Below are 13,207 nucleotides of genomic sequence, written 5' to 3' on the forward strand. Positions count from 1 at the left end.
TTGATATCGGGGGTTCCTATACGGCGCGGCGGTACTTAAGCGCGCCTCTTACTGAGGCCAATACCGTCTTTCTGATAATTCGGCTACTCGTTTGAAGCTTGCAGCGCAGCTTCTAATTCCGCGACGATGTCGTGCAGGAGCCCGAGCGCGAGCGGATCGGTGACGTCGCGCTCCATCATGCGGTAGCGCATGATCTGATCTTCAAGCTCTTGCTGTTCCTCGCCGTCGTCGTCCATCGCGAAGTCTCCGCAATCAAGCATGACGCCGAACGAGGGCGATGGTTGCGGGGGATCTTGAAATATTTGAGCCGAAACTAAGGCATCCGGCACCCGCTATCCTGAGCGGGATGGGCGTTCCATTCAGAACATTCCGATCAGGATGAAAAGGCCGATCTCGACCACGAACGTCACGGCCATGATTGCGACCGTGAGGAACACATCGCCCACCGGGAGAGGGGTCATGGCGCGCCTCGCATGTTGCGAAGCCCCGAAGCCCAATAACCAACCTCCTGATCTCGGGAATGTTTCAGTTTCAAGCGGTCGGGATCGCCTACCGCAATTCGAGTTGCGTGATCGCCTGCGCTGAAATCTGTGCAGGGTCTTTGAGCCCTGTTTGGGCGATCTTTATGATTGTTTTCGCCACCAGTTCCGTGAGGGGATCGTCGCGATCTTTAACACATAGAGCACGCAAGGTTTGCTCGTAAGCCTTTGTAATACAAGCAATCTCTCTCGGTGCCATACCGTGGGTTTGCAAATGTAGGTAGATCCCCATGTCTCGCCCTTCAGCACGCCTACGAGGGACAATACCATGGAACCGTAGCTTCACCGAAAAAAATTGGAACCTATTAACGTATTTAAATTTATTTAATTCGTGCTAGTTTAATATTGGATCGCCCTAAAATAGAGGATTGGCCGCTATGCCCGCTGAAGACGACGACCGGCGTGAGTTTCTGAAGACTTGCGGAAAGTTCGCGGCGGTGACTCCGCCAACCATAACTATGCTGCTTTCGACCTCCCTCACGTCAAACGCTATTGCGCATTCCGGAGGTGGAGGCGTCCGGCACGAGCACCACGAACACCATCACCATCACCATCACGACCGCGATTAGGCGGGCAAGGACGATCAGAGACGATCGAGGCCGCCCGTGGAGGCGGCCTTAGTTCCTTGTAAGAGGCTTTCGCGGTTCTTCCGCCATCGCATCGATTTCACCAGGGGCAAGCTCCCCAGTGCGGTCCTTTAGATCGGCCGCCCGCTGGATCAATCCCGACGCAACCTGCGGGTCCTTTGTTGTTTTTGCCATTCGCAGCAGCGTTGCTGCGGCCTCTCGGGCGAAGGAGGTGTAACGCGGCACGTTTTCATCCCATCGAAGGCCCCGTGGGATGAGTCAGAAACCCGGACTGCGTTCCGCAGCTTTGTACAAAAATGTACACAGGCAACAAAATGCCTCAGCTCCGGGGCTGACACCGAGCTGAGGCCTTGTGTCGGCATCACGTTTTCGAGGCGTGATCCGCAAGACCAACTTTGCTCCCGCTCCTCGGTTCCCAGTGCTTGCAAAGCAGGTCCCAATAATTACGGCCGAGTTCTCGCGCAGCTGCCTTCGCGATCTCGTGCGGTTCATGAGTGCCGACGCTGTCGCGAACGAGCGCCCGATTTGGCTGTTCAGCGTCCGCGCGAGCTGGCTTTCTCCGGGGCAGTCCAGCCGAGAGGCTTGCCTTCGGTTGCCATCAGCCGACGCCGCGCAGGGGCAGCGCGAGCTGCACGTCAAGGCGCCGTCTCGCGTTGGCTTTGATGAAGTCCTGCAGCGCTGGCCTGATCTCGGCGTCCGTGTTGGCGACGCGCTCGGCTAGCGCGTCGGCGACGTCGGGGGTCGCATCCCGTGACCAGCCCTCGACGGCATTGAAGCAGACGATCCTGACCGGGTAGGCGTATTGGCCGGAGATGATGTCCTGCAGCACGGTCTCGAGATCCGTGTCGCCCTCGTCGGTCTCGCGCCAGGCGCTGCCGGCGCATGCGCCGAAATCCTCGAGCACCAGGTAGATGTCGCGGTCGAGACGATCCGCCGGCACAATCGACGGCGAGGAACGCATACGCATACTCCGAAACTGTCGCTTCGGCGGAGAGTCGGCCCCGGCTTCGGGGCGTGGTGTGGGGGTAGGCCGGGGCCGCTCCACCAGCTCAAGCGGCGAGCCGGCGAGACTCTTAATCTGATCCCGTGACCTTCGTTCCCCGCGATCGGTCCTGCTCGGCGCGGTATCGGAACATCCGAAGCAGATTTGCTTTAGCTTGCTTCCTGAGTTCGCTGACGAGCATCACCATGCTTCGCATCGGTTCTTCATCGCCTCATCCCCCGGGAGCAGGGTAGGGGAATCGCATATGGTGCTGGCAGGGTGTTGCCAAGCGGTTGGAACTGGATTCTTTGGGTGTCTCTCGATTCCAGAGGGAGACCTGAATGCGCAAGCTCAAGCGCCTGTTTCGACCGCTCAAGGACCCGCGCGCCAGCAACACCCGACATGATCTTGTGGAGATCCTCGTCATCGCCTTGGCGGCGACGCTGGCTGGCGCCAAGACCTGCACCGAGTTCGAGTTCTTTGGCCAAGGCCGCGAGGAGCTGTTGCGGCGCTTCCTGGAGCTCAGGCACGGCATTCCGAGCCACGATACGTTCAGCAACGTCTTCCGTGCGCTGGATCCGAAGGGGCTGGAAGCGGTTTTGCGCAAATTCAGCAAGAGCTTCGGCATCAAGGGGTGGTCAGCATCGACGGCAAGGCGCTGCGCGGGGCCTACACGCGGGGCCGGCAGGCCACGCCGCTGCATATGGTCAATGTCTGGGCCGCAGGCACTCGCATGGCGCTGGCCCAGAGAAAGGCTCCCAACCGCAACGAGGTTGCCGGGGCTCTCGAAGTCCTCGCCCTGCTCGATCTGGACGGGGCTCTTGTCACCGCCGATGCCTTGCATTGCCGGCCTGACACCGCGCAGGCCATCCGCGACCGGAAGGGGCACTACGTGTTGGCCATCAAGAGCAACCGTGGCCGGCTCTTCAAGGCCGCCAAGACGCTGGTCGACACAGTCCGAAAGCCCGCGCGAGCGAGTCAACGAAGAGCCACCGCCCACGGCCGCGTCGAACACCGACAGGCCATCGTCGCGCCGGCTCCTCAGTTGGCGAAACAATACGACTTCCCCGCTATCGCCGCAGTCGGTCGCATCGACAGTTGGCGCGCCAACTCTGGCAAGGCTGTCAAACACACGGTCCGATACTTCCTCGCCTCGCGCTTGCTGTCGGCCAAAAAGCTGCTCGAGGTCGTGCGTGCCCACTGGAGCATCGAGAACAACCTGCACTGGGTCCTCGACGTCCTGTTCGACGAGGATGCCTGCCGCAGCCGCAAGGATCACGCCGCCGAAAATCTCGCCCTCATCCGCAAGCTGGCCATCAATACCCTGCAGGCAACGCCCGGTCCTGCCCGCATCAGCCACAAAATGCTCCAAGCCAGATGGAATAATGACTTCCTTCTCTCCGCCCTCGCCCATATGCGATAGCCCTAGGGAGCAGGGGGAGACCAATTCCGTACCTGCCCGCACTGCAACGGCCGATTGAGCCGGGTGGAACGTCTCCTTAATACCCGCAATGACAAGCCTGTGCGCATCTACAAGTGCGCCGATTGCCAGAAGCTCACTTGGGACGATTAGACCGGTGGCGTCAGCCCGTGCCCATGCGTGGCGGCTGAAAATCCGGCCGGACTTCGGCGCCGCGGTGACCGCATTTGCTGCACGTGAATTGCGGCTTTCGCCGAGGCTGATCTTGGGGCCCGGTGTCACGGCCCTCTTGTCGCACGTGTACGCAGCGAGAACAAAGGGGCCGCGGACTATTGGGCATCAGCGGCTTGGGCCGTGTGTGATTTTCGGCGCGCGAGCGCTCCGCGGCGGATTCGCACCGGTACGAACGAAGCCGGACCAAAAGTGTCAGGGCGCCGGCCATCCTGACACTCGAGTGTCGAAAGGTCCGTATCGGCCAAATCTAAGTGATTGATCTTCCGCCATTGAATGGCGCGAGAGACGGGGCTCGAACCCGCGACCTCCGGCGTGACAGGCCGGCGCTCTAACCAACTGAGCTACTCCCGCGTGGTTCGCTGGACGCGCGCGGAACGAGGGGGGACTTAAAGGGGGGACATGGTGAAGTCAAGGACGTTGCGCTTCCCCAGAGCGTCCCGGCTAAGCATTGCTCTGGAAAACGAAAAAGGCCGCCCCGGGGGCGGCCATTGGCCGGCTCGGAAGAGGCCGTATCAGCGAATCTCCGACGTCCCTGCGCTCGTTACCACCACCGGCTTGCCGGCCTTGATCACATGGCTCGACTGGGCGGTCTGGCTGTAATCGGCATGGGTGCGGGCTGCGATCCCGAAGCCGGCCACGACGATGCCAGCCACCAGCGCCACCACCACGATCTTCAGGTGGGTCGCACGATCAGCGGAGTGAATAGAGTGGTTCATCTGAGCCTCCCGACGGGCTTTACCGCCGTCTATGGCTCTTCTTCTAAGGACCATCTGTTTCCGGATGGTTTCGCGGGTTCCGCAAAATGGTTTCATTAAAGCATGATCCGGAAAAGTGCGAAGCGGTTTTCCGGAAAGATCATGCGTAAACAACAAGCTAAAGCGCGATGACGATTCATCCAAATCTCATCGCGCTTTAATACGCCCGCTTGGTTTCGCCGGGGTTGGCCGGAAGGGGCGTCAGGCGGGCGCCCGGCCGATGCCATCCCGGATCGCGCGGGCGGCCGAGATGAACAGCAGGGCGCCGAGCGTGGTCGTGACTGCGGCCGGGAGCGGGGAGTAGCGCACGGCGCGCCATAACGCCTTTAGAATGACGTTGACCCTGCCCACCCACCACGGGCGAGGCCGAGGTGGTCGCGCGGCCCACAATTTCGAGTGGTCCTCGCCGCGGCTTAGTTGCGCCCGCAGCGGCCCGGGCTTGGCACGCCCCGGCTTTCTTGGCAGAGGTGGAATCATGGGCCAGACCGAGAGCAGGGGCGGGTCGACGTCATCGAAAACGGACGAGAGCGAGCCGGCGGCGCCGATCACCGCGATGCTGTCGTCGCGGCTGATGGTGCTTGCCAATTTGCTCAAACGCGGCGCCATCCTGCGCTACAAGCGGCTGACTGGATTGAACTCGGTCGAGTTCGGTCTCGTCGCCTCGCTCGGACGGCGGCCGCCGATGAGTGTGGCGCGGCTCGCCGAAGCCGTCGGCCAGGACAAGGGACAGATCAGCCGTGCACTCGCAAATCTGCTGTCGCGCAAGCTGATCGCAAAAGCGGCCAATCCGAAGGACAGCCGCGAGGTGCTGATCTCGCTCACCGTGACGGGTCTCGCTGCGCATGATGCGATCGTCGATGGCGCGCAGGAGCGCAACCGCCGTCTGCTGGAGCATCTGAGCGAAGCCGAACTGCATGCACTGCTGCGGCAGGTCGATCAGCTCACGGCGATCGCCGCCGAGATGCTCGAGGCCGAGAAGAATTTGCGCTGATCTCGCTGCGGCACGCGGAACTATTGAAGCACTTCTAAGAGACTTTCTAAGAAGCTTTCAATTAGGGAAATCGCGCGCCCTCACATAAGTCGCCGCAAGCGCATGCCGTTCCGGGACAGGCGGCATGATGCATCGAACATGCAGCTTTGGGGTGGCGCGTTGAACAGTCTTGGAATGCTGCGGTCGGCCGTGTTGGCGACGGCATCCGCTTGGATCTTGATGCCGCAGGCATCGCTCGCACAGTCTTCGGCGCCGAGCGGCGCGCAGAATCTGCCGTCGGTGACCGTCACCGCGCCGGAAACCCGGAGACGTGCTGCTGCGACCCCACAGCGCCGTGCGACGCGATCGTCGGTGCAGACCGCCGACAGGAGCAAGCCCCAGCCGCAGCGCAATCTCGGCTTCGTCGAGACACCGCTTGGCCCGGTGAACGGTTTTGTCGCGGGTCGCAGCTCGTCCGGCACCAAGACCAACACGCCGATCATCGAGACACCGCAATCGGTCTCGGTGATCGGCGCCGAGCAGATCCGTGGCCAGAAGCCGAACAAGCTCGACGAGGTGCTGCGCTACACCGCTGGCGTTCGGGCAGGGACCTTCGGTGCGGACACCCGCAACGATTGGTGGTTGATCCGCGGCTTCAAGTCCGACGACGTCGGACTGTTCCTCGACGGTATGCAGTTGTTCTACACCTCCTATGCGAGCTGGCGTCTGCCGCCATCCAACATGGAGCGCGTCGAGGTGCTGCGCGGTCCTTCCGCCGTGCTCTATGGTGGTTCGAGCCCGAGCGGCATCGTCAACGTCATCAGCAAGATGCCGCCGGCCGAACCGATCCGCTACATCGAGACCGGCGTCAACAATTTCGGCAACGCCTATGTCGGCTTCGACGTCGGCGGGCCGATCGCAACCCAGCCCCAAGATGGCAAGCTGTTCTACCGCGTCGTCGGCGAGGTCAGGAACGGTGGCACGCAGGTCGCCTTCACGCCGGACAACAACTACTTCATCGCACCGTCATTCACCTGGAAGCCCGATGCCGACACAACCTTCACGGTTCTCGCATCGGCGTCGAAGACGGACACCCGCGGCATCAACTTCCTCCCGTACCAGGGCACGGTGACCGATGCGCCGTTCGGCAAGATTCCGACCAGCTTCTTCGTCGGCGATCCCAGTGTCGACAAGTTCACGCGCGAGCAGGAGATGCTCGGCTATCGGTTCGAGCGCAATCTCACTGACGACCTCACCTTTCGGCAGAACGCGCGGTTTGCGCATATCGACCTGACTTATCGCGGCTACATCGGCAACGGTTGGGAGAACATCAATACGGCCGTGATGGGCCGCTACAATTGGTACGCAAAGGACACCGCGAACCAGGCCAATCTCGACAACCAGCTGGAGTATCGCTTCAACACGGGACCGGTGCGGCACACGATGCTGTTCGGAGTGGATCTCAGGGGCTATCAGATCGACGACTACCAGAACTTCAATTTCGGCACCGTCCCTTCGATCAACGTCTTCAATCCCGTCTACGGTCTCGACATTCCGCTCACGGGCGCGCCGTTCCGCAACTTCCTCATCACGCAGAAGCAGGCGGGCACTTATCTCCAGGATCAGATGAAGCTCGGCAACTTCACACTGGTGGTGAGTGGTCGCAACGACTGGGTGGAGACGACGCAGGCGGGCCGCGACACCGGAGCCACGGTCGCAAGCCACGACGACAGCAAGTTCAGCGGGCGAGCCGGGCTGATCTACAATTTCGAGAACGGCATCGCGCCCTACGTCTCCTATGCGACGAGCTACAACCCGGTCATCGGTCTCAACGCCAGCAACCAGCTGTTCCTGCCGGAGACCGGACAACAGGCCGAGATCGGCGTGAAGGTCGCGCCGAGGGGGTTCGACGGTTACTTCACGGCTTCGGTGTTCGACCTGAAGCGTCAGAACGTGGCGACGACCGCGGGCACGCCGATCTTGCTGAACCAGACCGGCGAGGTGACCTCTCGCGGCATCGAGCTCGAAGCGGTGGCCAATGCCACGAAGGAACTCAAGCTGATCGGCGCCTTCACCGCCTATCACCTCTTCAACAGCAGGGATCTCGATCCGTCGCTGGTCGGCAAGACGCCGACCAACACGCCTCAGCTTCTGGTCTCGGCGTGGGCCGACTACACCTTCAAGATAGGTCCGCTCGAAGGATTCGGTTTTGGCGGCGGCGTCCGTTACGTCGGCTCCTCCTGGGCCGACCCCGCCAACACGCTCGAGGTTCCCGCGGTGGTGCTTGGCGATCTCGCCCTTCATTACGAATGGCAGAACTGGCGCACGGCCATCAACGTGATCAACGTGACCGACAAGATCTACGTCGCGAGCTGTTCGTTCCCGACGTCCTGCTTCTATGGCGACCGTCGGCGCGTCACCGCGAGCGTCTCCTACAAATGGTGAGGACAGGCGAGGGCGGGGCCGTGGCGGCAGGCTGTGGGACTTGGACCGACGGGTCGTGAACGTCCTTCGGCTCCGCCTGGAGACAGCTGATCTGGCGTCACGATGAGCTCACGGGCCATGCCCCCCGGCCCGGAGCTCATCCGAGCGCGGCGCGAGCGACCAGCAAGTCGCCGCTGCCGCGCTCGTGGTCAGGTCCGGAGCTGACCGCCGACGCATTCGCCAGACGAGCCCCGGCCCTTTCGTGGCGCATGGCTCTCTGATCGTCCGCAGCTGTGGATAGGTGTCCTATGTTGCATCTGTCCCGATCGCGGCAGCGCCCTCAATGGCTCCTTGGCTGCACCGCTCGGGGGGACCCCCTGGAAAAAGGACCCTCGGCAAAATATGTCAAGGCGGCGGCCGGCTGTTGCCTGGGCTGCACGTGTCGTCAGAAAAAGTGTACATTTGGTCGGTCAAAGCGCGGGCGATAGCTGCCTTGACCCCTGCGCCGCAATCTCGGAACTGCGGGCCAGCGAAACCGTCACCGCTCTTGCTGGGGCCGGCGATCTGCTCCATACCAGCCGCGGGGTGATTCCGGGATTTTCGCCGCGCTGGGAGCGGCAAAGGGCCTGAAACGAGCGTGTCTTGCGCCCATTGGTGCACTGCGCTAAGGCTCAGAATAATTCCAAATCGGACGAATCCGTGGCTCTCCCGAGGCTGCGGGAAAAAGGGCTCGTCAATGAGCGGCATTCTTCAGAACTATCTTCCACTCGTGGTCTTTATAGGCGTTGCGGGCCTCATCGGTCTCGTGCTGCTGATCGCGCCCTTCATCGTGGCGTTCCAGCAGCCGGACCCGGAAAAGCTCTCGGCCTATGAGTGCGGTTTCAACGCCTTCGACGACGCCCGCATGAAGTTCGACGTCCGCTTCTATCTGGTCGCCATCCTCTTCATCATCTTCGACCTCGAGGTGGCGTTCCTGTTTCCCTGGGCTGTGGCGTTCGGCAAGCTTGGCGCGACCGGCTTCTGGTCCATGGTGGTGTTCCTCGCCGTGCTGACGGTCGGGTTCGCCTACGAATGGAAAAAGGGAGCACTGGAATGGGATTGAACCCCGCATCGTCCACCGGTCCGGTCATCGCGCCGGCCCCGAAGGGCATCCTGGATCCGTCGACCGGAAAGCCGGTCGGGGCCAATGATCCATTCTTCCTCGAGGTCAGTTCCGAGCTGTCCGACAAGGGCTTCTTCGTGGCCGCGACCGACGATCTCATCACATGGGCGCGCACCGGCTCCCTGATGTGGATGACCTTCGGTCTCGCGTGCTGCGCCGTCGAGATGATGCAGGTGTCGATGCCGCGCTACGATGTCGAGCGCTTCGGCTTCGCCCCGCGTGCCTCGCCGCGCCAGTCCGACGTGATGATCGTCGCGGGAACCCTGACCAACAAGATGGCGCCTGCGCTGCGCAAGGTCTACGACCAGATGCCGGAGCCGCGCTACGTCATCTCGATGGGCTCCTGCGCCAATGGCGGCGGCTACTACCACTATTCCTACTCGGTCGTGCGCGGCTGCGACCGCATCGTGCCGATCGACATCTACGTGCCGGGCTGCCCGCCCACGGCGGAAGCGCTGCTCTATGGCGTGCTGCTGCTGCAGAAGAAGATCCGGCGCACCGGCACCATCGAACGCTAAGGTTTTACGTCATGGACGACGCCAAGCTCGACGCCCTGGGGCAGACGATCGTTAGCGCGCTTCCGGGCGCCGCGACCGGTCACTCGGTGGCCTTCAACCAGCTGACCGTGGATGTCGAGGCCAGCAAGATCGTCGAGGTGGTCAAGTACCTCCGCGATGACCCGAACTGCCGTTTCGTCAACATCACCGACATCACGGCGGTGGACTACCCGGATCGCGAGAAGCGCTTCGACGTGATCTACCACTTCCTGTCGCCGACGTTGAACGCGCGGATCCGGCTCAAGGCTCAGGCCGACGAGACCACGCAGGTGCCGTCGCTGATCGACGTCTTCCCCGGCGCCGACTGGTTCGAGCGCGAGGCCTACGATCTCTACGGCGTGTTCTTCGTCGGCCATCCCGACATGCGCCGCATCCTCACGGACTACGGCTTCGAGGGCCATCCGCTGCGCAAGGATTTCCCGCTCACCGGCTTCGTCGAGGTCCGCTACGACGACCAGGAGAAGCGGGTGGTCTACGAGCCCGTCCGGCTCAACCAGGAATTCCGCAAGTTCGATTTCCTCTCGCCGTGGGAGGGGGCGGACTATCCGCTGCCGGGGGATGAAAAAGCGGGGCCGAAGAGCTGATCATGAACGAGCAACCGCAGAATCTCCGCAACTTCACCATCAACTTCGGGCCGCAGCATCCGGCGGCGCACGGCGTGCTGCGCCTGGTGCTGGAACTCGACGGTGAGGTGGTCGAGCGCGTCGATCCGCATATCGGCCTGCTTCATCGCGGCACCGAGAAGCTGATCGAGCAAAAGACGTACTTGCAGGCGATCCCTTATTTCGACCGGCTCGACTACGTCGCGCCGATGAACCAGGAGCACGCCTTCTGCCTCGCCGCCGAAAAGCTGCTGGGCATCGAGGTGCCGCGCCGCGGCCAGCTGATCCGCGTGCTCTATTGCGAGATCGGCCGCATCCTGTCGCATCTGCTCAACGTCACTACACAGGCGATGGACGTCGGCGCGCTGACCCCGCCGCTGTGGGGCTTCGAAGAGCGCGAGAAGCTGATGGTGTTCTACGAGCGCGCCTCGGGCAGCCGCATGCACGCTGCTTATTTCCGTATCGGCGGCGTGCATCAGGACCTGCCGCAGAAGCTGGTCGACGACATCGAGGCCTGGTGCGATCCGTTCCTGAAGGTCGTGGACGACCTCGACCGGCTGCTCACCGCCAACCGCATCTTCAAGCAGCGCAACGTCGACATCGGCGTGGTGCCGCTCAAGGAGGCCTGGGAGTGGGGATTCTCGGGCGTCATGGTGCGCGGCTCGGGCGCGGCCTGGGATCTGCGCAAGTCGCAGCCCTATGAGTGCTACGCCGAGATGGATTTCGACATCCCGATCGGCAAGAACGGCGACTGCTACGACCGCTATCTGATCCGCATGGAAGAGATGCGCCAGGCCGTGCGCATCATGAAGCAGTGCATCCAGAAACTGAACGCGCCGGACGGCAAGGGCCCCGTCGTCGTCGCCGATAACAAGGTCGCCCCGCCGCGCCGTGGCGAGATGAAGCGCTCGATGGAAGCCTTGATCCACCACTTCAAGCTCTACACCGAAGGCGTCCACGTGCCGGCCGGCGAGGTCTATGCCGCGGTCGAGGCGCCCAAGGGCGAGTTCGGCGTCTATCTCGTCGCCGACGGCACCAACAAGCCCTACAAGTGCAAGATCCGCGCGCCGGGCTTCGCCCATCTCCAGGCGATGGATCACATCTGCCGCGGCCATCTGCTTGCCGACGTCTCGGCGATCCTCGGCTCGCTCGACATCGTGTTCGGAGAGGTCGATCGGTGATGGCGCAGGCGCCAATCCAGTTTGACCGTGCCTCGGGGGCCCTTGAAGGGGCCAACCTGTGGGAGCGGACGGCTGCCTTGGCGCTGGTGACGGGATCGAAGATCTCCTCGCACTTCTCGCACATGGGCTACATCGCCTGCGCGAATCTGCTGCGCAAGACGCTGCCGGAGCGCAACATCGCGATCAGGCTCAACCCCGACGCGGTGTTCGAATTCCCCTATGGGGACGGCTACTGGAGCAAGCTGCTCAACCGCTCGTACAATTATGAGGACGAGCTCGAGCTGCTGTTCGCCGACTCCATCGACGTCGACTACACGCTGCTCGATTGCGGCGCCAATTACGGCTATTGGTCGGTGCTGGTGTCGAGCAAGCCGTTCGGTGCGCACAAGGCGATCGCGATCGAGCCGTCGGGCCAGAACTATCCGAAGCTCGCCAACAACGCCCGCGTCAACGGTGGCCGCTTCGAGACCATGAAATGCGCGATCGGCGCGGCCCGCGGCACCGCGCGGCTCTCCGGCACCAAGCACGAGGCCTTCAGCATCGCCGGCGATCCGTCGGTGGGCGGTGAGGAAGTGCCGGTCATTGCGCTCGACGATCTGATCGGCGACGGCAAGGTCGCGGCCACCGGCAAGTACCTGATCAAGCTGGACGTCGAAGGCGTCGAGATCGAGGCGATCAAGGGCGGCGTCCGGCTGCTGCAGGCCGACAGCGTCATCATGTGCGAGGAGCACGGCAGCGACCGCTCTCACGCCGTGTCGCGCTTCATCCTCGAACAGACCCCGCTGAAGCTGATCGTGTTCGATCCGCGCAGCAACCGGATGGAGACCGTGACCGAGCTGTCGATCCTCGACCGCATCAAGGTCTCGACCCACGTCGGCTACAACGTTTTCGGCACCGCAAGCGCATTCTGGCAGGACAGGATCGAGGCCATGAATGCGAAGACCGCGCGCCGCATGCAGTGAGAGATTGAAGCTATGTCCGTTCGCCGATTAGCACCGAAGGAAGTCCAGCCCGCGAGCTTTGCGTTCACGGAGGAGAACCTCGCATTCGCCAGGCAGCAGATCGCGAAGTATCCGCCCGGACGCCAGGCTTCCGCCGTCATCGCCATCCTCTGGCGCGCGCAGGAACAAAATAACGGCTGGGTCTCGGAAGCCGCGATCCGCGTCATCGCCGACATGCTCGACATGCCCTATATTCGCGTGCTGGAGGTCGCGACCTTCTACACGATGTTCCAGCTCGCTCCCGTGGGCAAGAAAGCCCATGTCCAGGTCTGCGGCACCACGCCCTGCCGCCTGCGCGGCGCCGAGGACCTGATCCACGTCTGCGAGCACCGCATCCATCACGAGCCCTTCCATCTCTCCAAGGACGGCAATTTCAGCTGGGAAGAGGTGGAGTGCCTGGGCGCTTGCGTGAACGCGCCGATGGTGCTGATCGGCAAGGACACCTATGAGGACCTGACCAAGGAAAGCTTCGGCAAGGTGCTCGACGGCTTTGCTTCGGGCAATCCGCCCAAGCCCGGTCCCCAGAACGGCCGCCAGTTCTCGGCGCCGATAACCGGACCGACCACGCTGAAGGAGGTCACCTGATGCGTGATCTTTCGTCGCCTTCAGTGCAGGGGAGCGGTGCCGTGAAAAGATGGGGCTTCATCGCGATGCATGCCGCGGTGGCGGCCACGTTCATTTTCCTGCTGCAGCGTCTCAGCCTGAACGCGTCGCTGGAATCCAGTCTGCTCTGGGCGCTGACCTTCGCCGTCTGCGCCGCCGGACTTGCCTACAAGCAGTCCAATCGTTGATC

At 62.5% G+C, this 13,207-nt stretch carries 13 protein-coding genes, 1 tRNA gene and 1 pseudogene; 10 read left to right on the forward strand and 5 right to left on the reverse strand.

Annotation, left to right across the window (positions count from 1 at the left end):
- Positions 1-83 precede the first annotated feature (83 nt).
- From P6U27_RS16450 to P6U27_RS16460, 3 genes are all read right to left on the reverse strand, one after another.
- A complete protein-coding gene (locus tag P6U27_RS16450; protein ID WP_164937087.1) occupies positions 84-236 on the reverse strand; it encodes a hypothetical protein in 153 nt (50 codons plus the stop codon).
- Positions 237-549: 313 nt separating this feature from the next.
- Complete coding sequence (locus P6U27_RS16455) at positions 550-771, reverse strand: hypothetical protein (RefSeq protein ID WP_122402993.1); 222 nt, start codon at positions 769-771, stop codon at positions 550-552.
- Positions 772-1,724: 953 nt separating this feature from the next.
- Complete coding sequence (locus P6U27_RS16460) at positions 1,725-2,087, reverse strand: hypothetical protein (protein WP_122402996.1); 363 nt, start codon at positions 2,085-2,087, stop codon at positions 1,725-1,727.
- Between the two features lie 362 nt (positions 2,088-2,449).
- Here P6U27_RS16460 and P6U27_RS16465 point away from each other — a divergent pair.
- A pseudogene (locus P6U27_RS16465) lies at positions 2,450-3,531 on the forward strand (ISAs1 family transposase).
- Positions 3,532-4,036: 505 nt separating this feature from the next.
- Here P6U27_RS16465 and P6U27_RS16470 read toward each other — a convergent pair.
- Positions 4,037-4,113: transfer RNA gene (locus P6U27_RS16470), tRNA-Asp, on the reverse strand.
- A gap of 161 nt (positions 4,114-4,274) precedes the next feature.
- On the reverse strand, positions 4,275-4,478 hold the full coding sequence (locus P6U27_RS16475) for a hypothetical protein (protein WP_122406638.1): 204 nt from the start codon (positions 4,476-4,478) through the stop codon (positions 4,275-4,277).
- 514 nt (positions 4,479-4,992) lie between these two features.
- Between P6U27_RS16475 and P6U27_RS16480 the strand changes: the two genes are divergently transcribed.
- The 9 genes from P6U27_RS16480 (at position 4,993) to P6U27_RS16520 (ending at position 13,205) form a co-directional block, all read left to right on the forward strand.
- Complete coding sequence (locus P6U27_RS16480; RefSeq protein ID WP_122402998.1) at positions 4,993-5,508, forward strand: MarR family winged helix-turn-helix transcriptional regulator; 516 nt, start codon at positions 4,993-4,995, stop codon at positions 5,506-5,508.
- Between the two features lie 174 nt (positions 5,509-5,682).
- Positions 5,683-7,932, forward strand: a complete 2,250-nt coding sequence (locus tag P6U27_RS16485) for a TonB-dependent siderophore receptor (protein WP_407194309.1) — start codon at positions 5,683-5,685, stop codon at positions 7,930-7,932.
- A gap of 715 nt (positions 7,933-8,647) precedes the next feature.
- On the forward strand, positions 8,648-9,013 hold the full coding sequence (locus P6U27_RS16490) for an NADH-quinone oxidoreductase subunit A (protein ID WP_008136158.1): 366 nt from the start codon (positions 8,648-8,650) through the stop codon (positions 9,011-9,013).
- Positions 9,004-9,591, forward strand: a complete 588-nt coding sequence (locus P6U27_RS16495; protein ID WP_162500255.1) for an NADH-quinone oxidoreductase subunit B family protein — start codon at positions 9,004-9,006, stop codon at positions 9,589-9,591. The genes P6U27_RS16490 and P6U27_RS16495 overlap by 10 nt, the downstream gene beginning before the upstream one ends.
- An 11-nt stretch (positions 9,592-9,602) precedes the next feature.
- Positions 9,603-10,214 carry an NADH-quinone oxidoreductase subunit C gene (locus tag P6U27_RS16500; protein ID WP_027575316.1) on the forward strand — a complete coding sequence of 204 codons (612 nt, stop codon included), beginning with the start codon at positions 9,603-9,605 and terminating at the stop codon, positions 10,212-10,214.
- Between the two features lie 2 nt (positions 10,215-10,216).
- A complete protein-coding gene (locus tag P6U27_RS16505; RefSeq protein WP_122403000.1) occupies positions 10,217-11,413 on the forward strand; it encodes an NADH-quinone oxidoreductase subunit D in 1,197 nt (398 codons plus the stop codon).
- A complete protein-coding gene (locus P6U27_RS16510; protein ID WP_162500256.1) occupies positions 11,413-12,375 on the forward strand; it encodes an FkbM family methyltransferase in 963 nt (320 codons plus the stop codon). The genes P6U27_RS16505 and P6U27_RS16510 overlap by 1 nt, the downstream gene beginning before the upstream one ends.
- 12 nt (positions 12,376-12,387) lie before the next feature.
- Positions 12,388-12,999 carry an NADH-quinone oxidoreductase subunit NuoE gene (nuoE, locus tag P6U27_RS16515; RefSeq protein WP_122403002.1) on the forward strand — a complete coding sequence of 204 codons (612 nt, stop codon included), beginning with the start codon at positions 12,388-12,390 and terminating at the stop codon, positions 12,997-12,999.
- Positions 12,999-13,205: a hypothetical protein gene (locus tag P6U27_RS16520; RefSeq protein WP_122403003.1), complete on the forward strand. Its 207-nt coding sequence runs from the start codon at positions 12,999-13,001 to the stop codon at positions 13,203-13,205. The genes nuoE and P6U27_RS16520 overlap by 1 nt, the downstream gene beginning before the upstream one ends.
- Positions 13,206-13,207: the final 2 nt, after the last annotated feature.

Origin of the sequence: Bradyrhizobium sp. STM 3566, assembly GCF_045571445.1 — a bacterium.
In the GTDB taxonomy this organism is placed as follows: domain Bacteria; phylum Pseudomonadota; class Alphaproteobacteria; order Rhizobiales; family Xanthobacteraceae; genus Bradyrhizobium; species Bradyrhizobium vignae.

Bases quoted from the DNA above. Each gene is read 5' to 3' on its own strand.
- P6U27_RS16475 (WP_122406638.1), bottom strand. From the start codon at position 4,478: ATGAACCACTCTATTCACTCCGCTGATCGTGCGACCCACCTGAAGATC.
- P6U27_RS16520 (WP_122403003.1), top strand. From the start codon at position 12,999: ATGCGTGATCTTTCGTCGCCTTCAGTGCAGGGGAGCGGTGCCGTGAAA.
- P6U27_RS16460 (WP_122402996.1), bottom strand. From the start codon at position 2,087: ATGCGTTCCTCGCCGTCGATTGTGCCGGCGGATCGTCTCGACCGCGAC.
- P6U27_RS16485 (WP_407194309.1), top strand. From the start codon at position 5,683: ATGCTGCGGTCGGCCGTGTTGGCGACGGCATCCGCTTGGATCTTGATG.
- P6U27_RS16505 (WP_122403000.1), top strand. From the start codon at position 10,217: ATGAACGAGCAACCGCAGAATCTCCGCAACTTCACCATCAACTTCGGG.
- P6U27_RS16480 (WP_122402998.1), top strand. From the start codon at position 4,993: ATGGGCCAGACCGAGAGCAGGGGCGGGTCGACGTCATCGAAAACGGAC.
- nuoE (WP_122403002.1), top strand. From the start codon at position 12,388: ATGTCCGTTCGCCGATTAGCACCGAAGGAAGTCCAGCCCGCGAGCTTT.
- P6U27_RS16490 (WP_008136158.1), top strand. From the start codon at position 8,648: ATGAGCGGCATTCTTCAGAACTATCTTCCACTCGTGGTCTTTATAGGC.
- P6U27_RS16510 (WP_162500256.1), top strand. From the start codon at position 11,413: ATGGCGCAGGCGCCAATCCAGTTTGACCGTGCCTCGGGGGCCCTTGAA.
- P6U27_RS16495 (WP_162500255.1), top strand. From the start codon at position 9,004: ATGGGATTGAACCCCGCATCGTCCACCGGTCCGGTCATCGCGCCGGCC.
- P6U27_RS16450 (WP_164937087.1), bottom strand. From the start codon at position 236: ATGGACGACGACGGCGAGGAACAGCAAGAGCTTGAAGATCAGATCATG.
- P6U27_RS16455 (WP_122402993.1), bottom strand. From the start codon at position 771: ATGGGGATCTACCTACATTTGCAAACCCACGGTATGGCACCGAGAGAG.
- P6U27_RS16500 (WP_027575316.1), top strand. From the start codon at position 9,603: ATGGACGACGCCAAGCTCGACGCCCTGGGGCAGACGATCGTTAGCGCG.